This window comes from Paenibacillus sp. KS1 (assembly GCF_001680695.1).
Classification (GTDB): Bacteria; Bacillota; Bacilli; order Paenibacillales; family Paenibacillaceae; genus Paenibacillus_B; species Paenibacillus_B suaedae.
This window is the reverse complement of the sequence record NZ_MAIS01000048.1, coordinates 34,215-45,699: the sequence shown is the minus strand read 5'-3', so window position 1 is coordinate 45,699 and position 11,485 is coordinate 34,215. Positions and strand designations below refer to the sequence as shown.

The following is an 11,485-nucleotide window of genomic DNA, read 5'->3' as shown; positions in this document are numbered from 1 at the left end:
CTCGACATCGAATCTTGCATTCACTCTCGAAAAGCATATGCTTTCGAAGCATGTTTCCTTCGGAAACATTTCAAGTGCTCATGTAGTCTAGCTACACTGCGCGCTTCCTTACAAGCTTTGCAAAGCAAAGCTCGCTTCAGAAGTACACGCTTCGAGTTCTTGCAACCTTCTCGGTGCTAAAAAGTGATTTGTTTATCACACAACATTTTCTATTAAAGGATGGTGCTTATCTATGAGTATCGGTATTTATGATGCAAAGCAAGTATCTGTAATCATTAACGATGAACACATTACGGGATTTGGCGAGAATACATTCGTTACCTGTGAAAAGGATGAGGAGCAGACGGTGACGCATGTCGGCGCGCGCGGCGAGGTAGCGATTGCCTATAAGAACAATCCGCTCGGTACGATTAAGCTTACGGTGATGTCAACGTCCCCACAATTGCCCCTCTTATATCGACTGGGGAATGAGAAGAAATTATTCAAAATCACGGTGAAGTCCAATAACAAGCCGGGAGAAACAATTAGCGGTAATCAGGCTGTCATCAAGAAGCTGCCGGCTGCTTCGTACGGCTCAGAGCTTGAGGATCGTGAATTTGAAATCCAAGTTCTCGATTATATGCATCGAACAGAATAGTGAATATAAGAACTAACTTTCATTAATAAAGGATTCGGAAAGGGTGGCTACTTGTGAGCAAGCAAAAGACAGTAACGATTGAAACTGAGGAATATGTGCTGCAGCATCCAGGCGCACGGGCACTCATGCGATTGTATGATGCAGCATTGAAGGCAGACGGGGGATGGAAGCTTGAAGCGTCGATGGACTTTTTCCTCCAACATGTCATCGTGTCTCCGCGCCTAAGCTGGGAGGGTCTTGAAGAGAAGACCGATCTGATGACGCCGCTCTGGCTGGAGTGTGCGCGCTTCTTGGGCATGGTCGATACACCCTTGGAATCCGAATCATCCGACGTATAAGCAATCCATCTCCCGCAATCCGCTCCGGCAATTGTTCTGGCGTGTCGTCCTGAACAGCCGGGGCGGCATTACGTATGCAGAAGCGAGCGGCATGAGCATTGAGGAATTGTGCGAAGCCGCCGCCGCTGTGGAATGGATGTACGGGAAAGGAGGGGGTTAACCCAATGGATGATCGGATCTCCAAAAATATTTACCGCGAACTGCGCACCATGAACGGGAAGCTCGATGAGATGGGCGTCGTCTCCCGCATTTTGACGGACAGCATTAAGGAACAGACCGCGCAGATGAAGCGAAATGGAAGACAGAAGACACCGAAGATAGGAGGACTTACCTTTCCTTCTGCTACGTCTGATAGCATTACGTTTTCTAAATTGAACACGATGTTCGTTTCCTTACAGAGGCAGGTAGCTTCACTCGGTGTTTCACCATTGATAACGATAGCAACAAATGGAAACTCATCATCTTCAAACAGGGTTGTGATTGAGAATACGAATGAGCTTGCTTCGTCTATTGCCCAGCAGTTACCCGCTTCGCTCTCGCAGAAGCCAGCTTTTGCTCTACCTTTTATTCTGTGTAAGTGTTCAAAGGATGATGACAAGAAGGGGGATAAACCCAAATCTTGGTTTGATTATATAGGCGATGCTTACGAAGGTTTTAAGAGTTTAAATGATGAAGTCTCAAATTTTAGAGATCTTTCAGACAATATAAAGTTTGGCAAAGAAATGTATAGCAAAATTAAGAAGAAACGGGGCGGTTCCAAATCGAATGGGGAGTCTGAAAGTTCTAGCGGTGGAAAAGATGATCCACAGAAAGATCTTGGAAAAGCTGCTAACGGTACTAAAAATGAAGGGGAAGCCAAAGACAAGGGCAATCCATCCAATAAGGGCAAAGAAAAAGAGAATACAGCTGATTCTTTGAAGTCTGCGGCAAGTGGCTCGAATAAGGATAAAAATTCTCCCCCTAATAATGCCAAGCCCAATGATAGCAAGAGTCCTCCAACGAATACGGGTACGGATGCAGACCAGAAATCCTCACCGAAACCTACCTCAAATGCCCGGCGGGATTTAGCGAATGCAGCTGCCGGATCGAATGGGGAAGGTCAAGCTCCTTCGCCAAAGGATACAAAGGTTGATAATAGTAAACCAAGCCCAGCGCCAAAAAAAAGGCGCGGGGCAGGTATATTAGGGAGGGCGAAAAAACTCGGCAAATGGGGAGGTTTCTTAGCTGGGGGAGCTGGTCTTGCTATGGGTCTTTTTGGAGGCAAGAAGGATGAAGATGGAGATGGAGATGGAGAAAAGTCTGAGTCCACTGTGGATGATTCCTCGAACGTCGTTCAGGCAACAGCTGAAACGGTTCAATCTGTTCAATCAACAGTTGGGCCAATGGCGGATGCTGCTAAAGCGGCTTCGACCGCGTCAGATGTGAGTAAGGCTGCCTCTGCAACGAAGAAGGTCGGCTGGTTGGGTAAGTTGTTGAAGGGAGCTCGTACAGTCAGCAAGGCAACAAGGTTTCTGCGTTTTAATCCCGTTGGATTTCTAGGCGGATTAGCCGTAGATGCAGGCTTATGGGCAGCGGAGAAGTTCCTACTCCCGAATGACGAGGAGAACCCAGACAAGGAATCAGAAGAGGATGACAAGTCAAAATCAGCTGCAAAGATGATGGTGAGATCCTATATGGCTAAAAACCATGCGCTTGCAGCCTCGACGGGACAATCAAATATACAATCGTATTCCCCTAATGGTGAGGGCATGCAACCGATAGTTGAGGGTTCACCGACTGGAGCGATATCCTCAACTGCATCTATGCCTCAACATCAGACACCCAATATGCCTGGGCCTACTGCTAGTGGCAGCATGGAAGTCAGCGCGAATAGCAATGTCACGATGAACCTGAACGTGAACGGCTATATTGACAACCGCATGATTGAAGAGATCAAGCGGATCGCCCGCGAGCAGTACGACGCCTCATTCCGAGCATTAGAGCGGGGCATTGCGGACAAACTGCCGAAGCCTAAGCCTATCCCAAGGCCTCAGGTGGCGGAAGGAGGAATGATGTCCCATTAATACGCGAAAAAGCAAATTAGGCGGCGTGGAACTGTTCGTCATTTCAGAGGAACCTGAGTATTCAGTGCAGGTGAGCAGTCACAATGTGGAAAAAGGCGGTACCATTACGGATCACATCCGGAAGGAAACAACAAGCTTAGTTCTGCAAGGATTGCTAATAGGCCCCCAGGCCTCCAATTATAAGCAGCGTTTGGTAAAGGCAATGAACGAGGGGAAGCTGCTCCAATACACAGGGCGCAATATGATGCTGAATTGTGTCATCACTAGCTTGCGAACCGCTCATAACAACTCGATTGCTAATGGCATGACTTTCACCATGTCATTGAAGCAGGTCAACATTGTCCAGCCAGCTTACAGTAAGCTGCCGCCGAAGAAGAAGGCGGCCGTGAAGCCGAAGAGCCGTTCCGGGAAGCGGAATACTTCCTATCGTCCGGTGCCGGAGACGCATACAGCGCGCCCTGGCCAGTCGCTAATGGATATCGCTAGGTACTTCGGGATTCCTGAAAGCATGATTCGGATAGCTAATAATGTCATTGAGCGTACCGCCAAGCCATTTGTAGAGGGAGCGAAACTTCTGCTTGGCCTTTCCAAAAAGAAAAAGAAAAAAACCATGCCCTCAGGTGGGGGCGGGGGCGGAAAACAATACATGCAGGATCGGTAAGGCTAGGAAGCTTCAGAAAGGAGGAGAAGGATGGCGATCATCGGGATCGACAAAGATCTTGTTCCTTACTCATTTGATATGGATTTGGGCGATCGAACCTATACGTTCGAAGTACGCTACAACTTTACCCATGATTATTTTACCGTGGATTTATCGGAAGGGGATACTCCATTGGCGCTAGGCGTAAAGCTGGTATGGGGAATGCCGCTGTTCGTCAGCATGGAGACGCGGGAGTTCCCGCTTGAGCTCATCGTCCCGTATGGGGATAATCCGGAAGAACAGATTACGTGGGATACACTTGGGCAGTCTGTTCACCTGCATTTGGGGGATGACGATGGAATACTTATTTAATCGCGGGTGCGAGATTTTGATTGGTGGCTATCGATTCAACTACGGTGATCTGACAATGAATGTTCACGTAGATTTTGATGATAACAATGAACCGAATGAATCCACCGTAGAGCTGTACAATTTGTCCAAGCATACGCTGGCGAACATTCGCACGGGGATGCGAGTCATTGTCAATGCGGGTTACGGCAAGGATCTCGGCACTGTGCTTCAGGGCAACATTGTAGAGGTGCGAACGAAGCGGGAGCAGATGGATCGGGTGACGACGATTCAAGTGAAGGATGATTTGACAGTGTCCTTATATGAAATGGCACATACGTATCGGCCGGGCACGAAGGCTAGCGAGATTATTCATGATCTGTTAAGTCGGGCGCAAATTCCGCATGGAGCCGTGCAGCTCGGTTCTAATCATGCTTATATGAAGGGATTCGTTGCGAAAGGCGATCCAGTTGCGTCGATACGCCGGGCAGCTCGTGACTGCAATACGGAAGTATTTACTCGGCAAGGCAAGCTATATTTCAAGCCTCTTGCTGGAGCCGGATTAGAGGTGACAGGCATCGTTCGCTTATCCGCTGACAGCGGGTTAATTGACAGCCCTCAATCGTATGAGGAGGACAAGGTTAAGGGTGTGCGCGTGACGTCCCTCTTGAATTATCGGCTGCATGCAGATGCACAGCTTCGATTGGTCAGTGAGGATTTTGACGGTGTGTATCGGGTGAAGCGGGGCAAGCATACCATTTCGATGGATCAATTTGTGACGGAAGTGGATTTGGTTAGGATTTAACCTTTCATTGCATTTGCAAAAGGAGTAACGGCGATAAGCGTGAGTGTGCCCAGAAATGCAATGCAATGATAATGCGATTAAGCGACAAGGAGGTGACGCTATGGGCGCAAATCGAGCAGTCAGTGCGCTGGAAGCCTGGATGGATCATCGAATCTCGGGAACAGCAGGAGCGCAACTGGGTACGATTGTGAGCATGGGAGTGGGCACGGCTGATGTGGAGCTGGAAGGCGAAGCTGGACTTATTCGATATCAGCTGCCGATTCTAGAGCAGGCACAAGACATCGTGATCGACAGCGGGAGCCGTGTACTGGTTGTATTTACAGAGGCCAGCAAAGGCGGCGGCGTCATTGTCGGAAAGGTGGCTGGAGGATGAGGACGTGGGCGCTTCAAGATGGAGATCTTCAATTATCAGATGGACAAATTGCTTGGATCGATGGGCGTGAGGAATTGACGCAAGCGGTTCGCATTCGGTTGGGTACTCGCTTGGGCGAGTATTTTTTTGCGCCGGATATGGGGCTGGATCATGAACGAATGGTTGGCAAACAGGTAGATGAGGATACCATTCGCGAGGCAGTTATGCGCTGCCTCATGGACGAACCGCGTATTCAATCAGTCGAGGATGTAGAAGTGACAAGGGACAAACACACGCGTACAGCGCAAGTACGACTAGTCATGACAAGCTCTGAAGGAGAGGAGGTTGAGCTTATCTATGCTGACGGCAGCGGGATTGAAGCGTAAAACCTATCACGAAATTTATGAAGAAATGGTTGAGGATTTAGGCAAGCAGCTCGGACAGGACATCAATACCTCGGAGACATCGCCGCTTGGCATGATGATGCAGCTCTTTGCATGGCATTTATCTGTGCTGTGGGAGGATGTCGAGCAGGTATACCACGAGTCGTATATTCAATATGCAACCGGAGTGCAGCTTGATGCATTGGCCGTATTTTATGGGCTGCGCCGCAAGCTGGAGCAGGCGGCTTATGGGAATATCAAGCTGACAGGCGTTCCGAAGTTTATCGTTCCAGCAGGACTACAAGTTGGTACTAAATCAGGTGTGTGGTTCATGACGGTGGATGATTGCGTATTGGATGATTTGGGCAAGGGAGAAGTTGCTGTGGTAGCAACTGTACCAGGCATTATCGGCAACGTGCCTGCTGATTCCATTACAGAAATGCTTACCTCTGTAAAGGAGATTACGAGCATTACGAACCCGGCTAGTATAGCAGAGGGGCGTGAGCGGGAAAATGACGTCGAGTTCCGCGACCGTTTGCGTGCCGCACGAGATGGCAGTCATGCCGCAACCGTCGATGCAATTGTATCTGCCCTGCTGCAAATTCCAGATGTAAAATCAGCGGCTGTACGTGTGAACGATACGATGCAGACGAACGAAGAAGGCATTCCAGCGAAGTCGATTCGTACGTATGTGTATGGTGGTCAGGATGAGCGTATCGCGCAGACGATTTTTGAGAAAAAGGCAGCGGGTATAGGCACAGACGGAACGAAAACCGTAAAGGTGCGCGATGTCAGCGGCGGTGAGCATGATGTGCGTTTTAGCCGCATGAAGCTGCTTGATGCTCATATTGAGGCAGAAGTAAAGGCAACTTCGTCATTTTCTTCTCGTGGGAAGGAGGACATCGTCACGGCGATTGCACAGTATATCGGCGGTGTCGGTGCGGATCAGCAAGACTACACAGGACTTCCGCAGGGATCACGTATCGTGTACAGTCGTTTGCTGGCGTCCATTCAGAATGTGGCTGGCGTCGAAGAAGTGCTCGAGTTGAAGGTGAAGCTTGGTGATGGCGAATTCGTCAGCGGCAACGTGAGCATTCCGCTCTATGAAGTGGCTCGTGTGGCACCTGAACGGATAAAGGTGGCGGTGACCTATGTTTAAGCTGCCAGAGGTAATGGAGCTGTTGCCGGATGTTATTACGAAGGAAGGCAGCAGCCGTTTCGCTAAGCTCGTAAATGTATGGTTGAAGCAGATGAATGAGCTAAGCAGCACAATTCAGCGAATATCCGAATGGAAAAGCATTGAAAAGGCAGAAGGAGCCGCACTGGATGAAATCGGTGGCAACTTGGGACAAGCACGTGGTCAAGCAACCGATGAGGTGTATCGACTGCTTCTACGCTCCAAACTGGCCCGCATGAATTCAAGCGGCAGCCTGGATTCTGTCATCGAGGTGCTCGCTCTAGCTCTTCGAGCAGCACCAGACGAGTTCCGCATTGCGGAACAGTACGATGACCCGATTCAGCCCGAACCAGCGGCGATTCAGGTTACTGAAGTGCCATACGAGAAGCTGAATGGCGTTGGGCTAAGCCCTTCGCAATTCGTTTCCCTTGTCGAGAGCCTTGTCGCGGCTGGCGTCCGCGTAACGCAGGTCGGCTTAACGGGTTCGTTCGAGCTGGCATCTGCCTACGATGCGCTTGAACAATCCGAGCACGGTCTCGCTGACGAAGCCATGACTGTAGGCGGCACGTTGGGCGATTTTTATGTCCCGGGCAATGATTATGTGCTGCCTGTGTAGAGAAATAGTTCGATAAAGTAGAAGGATTACGAATGATAAATGAGGTGACGATACATGGCATTCGAAAAAGATCTTCCACAATGGAAGGAAAAAGGGGTAAAACCCCCGCAAAGCAAACTCGACGAAGGCTGGAAAGTCCAAGATAAGCCTCCCGCTGCTTGGTTGAACTGGCAAATGAATAAGACGTACGAAGCCTTGAAGGAAGTGCAGGAAAAGGCAGCGGAGAAGACCGAGGTAGCTTCGGCAATTGAGAATTCGAAGAAATATACAGATCAAAAAGTATCAGGAATTGATCTAACAAAAATCACTCCAGATTCGATAGGGGCAGTGAAAAAAACAGAATTTGATAACTTGAAAAGGGAATCTATTTCAAGAAAATCCGACACTTATAATGACTTTAACCAATACACAGAGCCGGGGATATATAACATTCACCAAATTGGAAACATTGCGAATAAACCAAATACATTTAGAGGTACACAATTGGATTGGGGGGTGCTTACTGTAGAAAGCACGCCACAGGGCTATATTATTCAGACCTATACAGCCGTTATATTAAACGTAACGGTCAGACGCACCAGAACCGAATCCAAATGGTCAGATTGGAGGACTTTATTAACTGAGTACACTTTTCAAGACCCGGTATATGTAGCACCGAACTCGGATCTAAATTCGATAACTATTCCTGGTGATTACATGAATCCAGCTAATGCGGAAGTAGCAACTATGTCAAATACACCAACGCCAGAAGCGTTCAGTTTATCAGTGTATCAACATGCGGGGATTCATCAGGTATTCCGAGTTTTTAGCCCCCACTCCAATAAAGTGTGGAAGAGGAATTACTATTACGGTGTTGGTTGGTCGCAGTGGCTGAGAGTTCTCGATGAGAATGATTATAGCGAACTAAAGCAATCTGGCGTTGACGCGAAAAATCGCATAGCGGGTGCCCTCAACGCCAAGGGAGTGCCGGCATCCGCAAATGATGATTTTGCAACGCTTGCAGCTAAAATTTCTCAGATAAAGACTGAGCTCTCTCTGGTAGATTCAAAGATATCTTGGAGTAATACGCACTCACCTAGTATGTACGGGGATGACAAAAAGGTTGTGTACGATTACGTAGTGGCAACGATGCCGAACATGAAAAATGCATTTGTTTTTGATGGTAGCATATGGTTTGATAATGGAAAAACTAACAGCGATGTTTCTGGTGGGAATGCTAGAGCTTATTTGGAAGATTGGAATGGGAAGACTTGTGAAATTAACGGTATTGGACATTCAACTACATGGGGTTATAACTATGCCACTAATATATTTATACTAAATGGTCGTAAAGGATATAAGACTGTAACATCATTATGGGACGGCGACAAGGAAGCGAAACATACATCAACTTCTATTCAAATTCCAGATGGTTTTGATGTATCAAGACCTTGTTTATTAAAAGTAAAATGGGAATTTTACCCGATTTCAGGGCGGTTCTATCAAGTAAGCATTAAGTGTGATGTTAATGGAACAATCACAACTTGTTAGTTTTGAATTGTATAAATTCACTAAAAGCTCTCATGATTTAATGAGAGCTTTTTTTAATAAGGGGGATATTGGATGGAACGAATCGATTGGCTCTTGAAACTTGGGGTGGGCGCGACAGGTGGAACCGTAGCACTGCTTTTCGGCGGCTGGCCGATGCTGCTTCAAGTGCTGCTTATTATGACCATAGCGGATTATGTCACAGGCATTATGGCAGCAGGCTCTGAAGGCAAGCTGCGCAGTAGCGTTGGGCTCATTGGCATTGCGCGCAAGGTATTTATTTTCGTAATTGTGTCGATCGCGCATCAGGTGGATGTGGTGCTTGGAGGGCAGCATCTACTCAGAGATGCGACGGTCTTTTTTTATATGGCGAACGAATTGTTGTCGATTATTGAAAATGGCGGACGTCTAGGTGTGCCGCTGCCGCCGGTTATTAAGCAAGCGGTAGAAGTGTTGAAGGGAAAAGGGGGAATTCATGATGAGCATCGACATTAAGCAGCGCCTGATTCCAGACGGAAGGGCGAATAAACCGAACCTTGCCATGAAGCCAATGTATCTTACTGTGCACAACACGGACAATACAGATGCGGGGGCGACAGCAGAAGCGCATTCGAGGTATTTGTTGAACGGCAGTGGCGGGGCGAAGAAGAGCTGGCATTACACGGTTGACGATAAGAGTGTGTATCAGCATTTGCGAGATACTGAGCAGGGGTGGCATGCTGGGGATGGAGCAGGCCCTGGCAACGCGTTGTCCATTGGCGTTGAAGTATGTATGTACGCAGGGATAGACGAGCAGGCCGCATGGCGCAATGCTGCTGAACTGCTCGCCATCTTGTCGTGCAAGCATGGCATTGCACTGGAACGCATCATGCCGCACAAACATTGGAGCGGGAAGGCTTGTCCGTCTCGACTGCTGCCGCATTGGCAGCAATTTATGGACATGGTGGTGCAGGCTAAGGAAGCGATGTCAGGCGACACTAGTGGTACGAAGCCGCCATCGCCCAATCCGACTACCGAACAGCAGCTGCGTGCCGAGCGAGTGAAGGTCATCTGGGAAGGTGCACCCAAAGAAAGTTCGCAAGGTTACTTAATTGACAACAAAGTCTATATCCCGGTACGCGATGTTGCGGAACGAAGCGGAATGAGCGTGCAATGGGAAGCGGTGAAGAGGCAAGTTGTCGTTCGCGAAAATAGCAAGTGAAGTAGGAGATAATGGCCGTATAACCGATTCGTGGCCAAGCTTGATTCAATTTTCAGAATGGGGATGTGAAACTTGTTGTGTTTGTGTAGCATACAGACACCGCACCCCTCAAAACTTTATCCCCTGTTCATGCTCTTCTCACAAGCAAGAATATTTCCCCCCCTGACTACACAATCTAACATAATGTGACATTGTTGCCGCCGAACAACTTTCCTTAGTGGACTCAACTTTCCTTACCGGTTCCAACAGGTTGTTGCCGGTTCAATTGTTGTAAGAAGGGGCAACACTGTTTCTGTAGACCCACACGGGATCGGTGAGGTAAGATAGGATTCCGGGTTGGAACGGCATATTCCATAATATGCCTGGTAATAAGGAGTCAGGGAGGGGTCAGCGTGAGCGCGGACATATATGCAGATATGAAACAAGGGGAAAAAGGAGCATGGATCAGCATTGCTGCCTATATCGCCCTATCCGCATTCAAGCTAGCTATTGGCTTATTCTACCAATCGAAGGCACTGCAAGCAGATGGATGGAATAACTTGACCGATATCGTCGCATCGCTTGCTGTACTTATCGGACTGCGAATTTCGCAGAAGCCGCCGGATCATGACCATCCTTACGGTCATTTGCGGGCGGAGACAATCGCTGCTCTAATTGCTTCCTTTATTATGGCGACAGTCGGGATTCAAGTGATCATATCCACGGTACAAGCATTGTTCCATGGCGAGTCGACAACCCCGAACCCGCTTACGGGTTGGGTAGCGCTTGGCTGTGCGATCGTGATGTACGCGGTGTACTCATATAATAAGCGGCTGGCAGAGCGCATCCGCAATCAGGCGCTTATGGCGGCAGCACAAGATAACCGGTCAGATGCATTTGTAAGTATTGGCGCAGCAGTGGGGATATTTGGCGCTCAGCTTGGCATTAGCTGGCTCGATCCGCTTGCCGCCTTAACGGTAGGCTTCATTATATGCAAGACAGCATGGGATATTTTCCGAGAAGCAACTCATACATTGACGGACGGATTCGATGAAGCGCAGCTGGATCGCCTGCGCAAGACGGTAGAGAGTACAGAAGGCGTGCGCAAGATTAAGGAAGTGAAGGCGCGCCTGCATGGAAGTCTGGTTCTCGTTGATGTAGTTGTACAGGTTGATCCGAAGCTAAGCCTTATTGAAGGACATCATATTTGTGACGATATTGAGCAGCGTATGAAGCGCAAGCATAATATTACTCATGTACATGTGCATGTGGAGCCAATGGATACAGATACAAGCAAAACAATTCAACAGCAATTGGTGTAATGTATGATCATAGAACGCGACCAGCGTGCCCGCGAGTGACGGTATCATCCGTCCTCAGGGCACGTTTTTTTGTGTCTCTAGTAAAACGGACAGACGG

15 protein-coding genes are annotated in these 11,485 nt (G+C 48.5%); all 15 read left to right on the top strand.

All coding sequences use genetic code 11. From position 1 onward, the window contains the following. The first annotated feature begins 232 nt into the window (after positions 1 to 232). The 15 genes from BBG47_RS16765 (at position 233) to BBG47_RS16700 (ending at position 11,388) form a co-directional block, all read left to right on the top strand. Complete coding sequence (locus BBG47_RS16765; protein ID WP_065292632.1) at positions 233 to 637, top strand: phage structural protein; 405 nt, start codon at positions 233 to 235, stop codon at positions 635 to 637. Between the two features lie 53 nt (positions 638 to 690). After that, positions 691 to 975 carry a hypothetical protein gene (locus BBG47_RS16760; protein ID WP_005542653.1) on the top strand — a complete coding sequence of 95 codons (285 nt, stop codon included), beginning with the start codon at positions 691 to 693 and terminating at the stop codon, positions 973 to 975. Then, complete coding sequence (locus BBG47_RS29490) at positions 917 to 1,135, top strand: hypothetical protein (RefSeq protein WP_139070713.1); 219 nt, start codon at positions 917 to 919, stop codon at positions 1,133 to 1,135. Before BBG47_RS16760 ends, BBG47_RS29490 begins: the two co-directional genes overlap by 59 nt. 4 nt (positions 1,136 to 1,139) lie before the next feature. After that, positions 1,140 to 3,038, top strand: a complete 1,899-nt coding sequence (locus BBG47_RS16755; RefSeq protein ID WP_065292631.1) for a hypothetical protein — start codon at positions 1,140 to 1,142, stop codon at positions 3,036 to 3,038. A gap of 25 nt (positions 3,039 to 3,063) precedes the next feature. Beyond that, positions 3,064 to 3,699, top strand: a complete 636-nt coding sequence (locus BBG47_RS16750; protein ID WP_021254391.1) for a LysM peptidoglycan-binding domain-containing protein — start codon at positions 3,064 to 3,066, stop codon at positions 3,697 to 3,699. A 30-nt stretch (positions 3,700 to 3,729) separates the two neighbouring features. Then, positions 3,730 to 4,050 carry a phage baseplate plug family protein gene (locus BBG47_RS16745; RefSeq protein WP_021259504.1) on the top strand — a complete coding sequence of 107 codons (321 nt, stop codon included), beginning with the start codon at positions 3,730 to 3,732 and terminating at the stop codon, positions 4,048 to 4,050. Continuing rightward, positions 4,034 to 4,831: a phage protein gene (locus BBG47_RS16740; RefSeq protein ID WP_065292630.1), complete on the top strand. Its 798-nt coding sequence runs from the start codon at positions 4,034 to 4,036 to the stop codon at positions 4,829 to 4,831. Before BBG47_RS16745 ends, BBG47_RS16740 begins: the two co-directional genes overlap by 17 nt. A gap of 100 nt (positions 4,832 to 4,931) precedes the next feature. Further along, positions 4,932 to 5,204 carry a hypothetical protein gene (locus BBG47_RS16735; protein WP_065292629.1) on the top strand — a complete coding sequence of 91 codons (273 nt, stop codon included), beginning with the start codon at positions 4,932 to 4,934 and terminating at the stop codon, positions 5,202 to 5,204. Then, positions 5,201 to 5,569, top strand: a complete 369-nt coding sequence (locus BBG47_RS16730) for a DUF2634 domain-containing protein (RefSeq protein ID WP_065292628.1) — start codon at positions 5,201 to 5,203, stop codon at positions 5,567 to 5,569. The genes BBG47_RS16735 and BBG47_RS16730 overlap by 4 nt, the downstream gene beginning before the upstream one ends. Further along, entirely contained in the window at positions 5,541 to 6,725 is a 1,185-nt protein-coding gene (locus BBG47_RS16725; protein ID WP_065292627.1) for a baseplate J/gp47 family protein, read from the top strand. Before BBG47_RS16730 ends, BBG47_RS16725 begins: the two co-directional genes overlap by 29 nt. Beyond that, positions 6,718 to 7,359 (top strand): hypothetical protein, encoded by a 642-nt coding sequence (locus BBG47_RS16720; RefSeq protein ID WP_065292626.1) that lies wholly within the window; start codon positions 6,718 to 6,720, stop codon positions 7,357 to 7,359. Before BBG47_RS16725 ends, BBG47_RS16720 begins: the two co-directional genes overlap by 8 nt. 54 nt (positions 7,360 to 7,413) lie before the next feature. After that, positions 7,414 to 8,889 (top strand): pyocin knob domain-containing protein, encoded by a 1,476-nt coding sequence (locus BBG47_RS16715; RefSeq protein WP_065292625.1) that lies wholly within the window; start codon positions 7,414 to 7,416, stop codon positions 8,887 to 8,889. A gap of 72 nt (positions 8,890 to 8,961) precedes the next feature. Then, on the top strand, positions 8,962 to 9,381 hold the full coding sequence (locus tag BBG47_RS16710; RefSeq protein ID WP_065292624.1) for a phage holin family protein: 420 nt from the start codon (positions 8,962 to 8,964) through the stop codon (positions 9,379 to 9,381). After that, the gene (locus tag BBG47_RS16705; RefSeq protein WP_065292623.1) at positions 9,365 to 10,087 is read left to right on the top strand and encodes an N-acetylmuramoyl-L-alanine amidase; all 723 of its coding nucleotides are present in this window, start codon (positions 9,365 to 9,367) and stop codon (positions 10,085 to 10,087) included. The genes BBG47_RS16710 and BBG47_RS16705 overlap by 17 nt, the downstream gene beginning before the upstream one ends. 392 nt (positions 10,088 to 10,479) lie before the next feature. Beyond that, the gene (locus BBG47_RS16700; RefSeq protein WP_083189373.1) at positions 10,480 to 11,388 is read left to right on the top strand and encodes a cation diffusion facilitator family transporter; all 909 of its coding nucleotides are present in this window, start codon (positions 10,480 to 10,482) and stop codon (positions 11,386 to 11,388) included. The last annotated feature ends 97 nt before the right edge of the window (positions 11,389 to 11,485 follow it).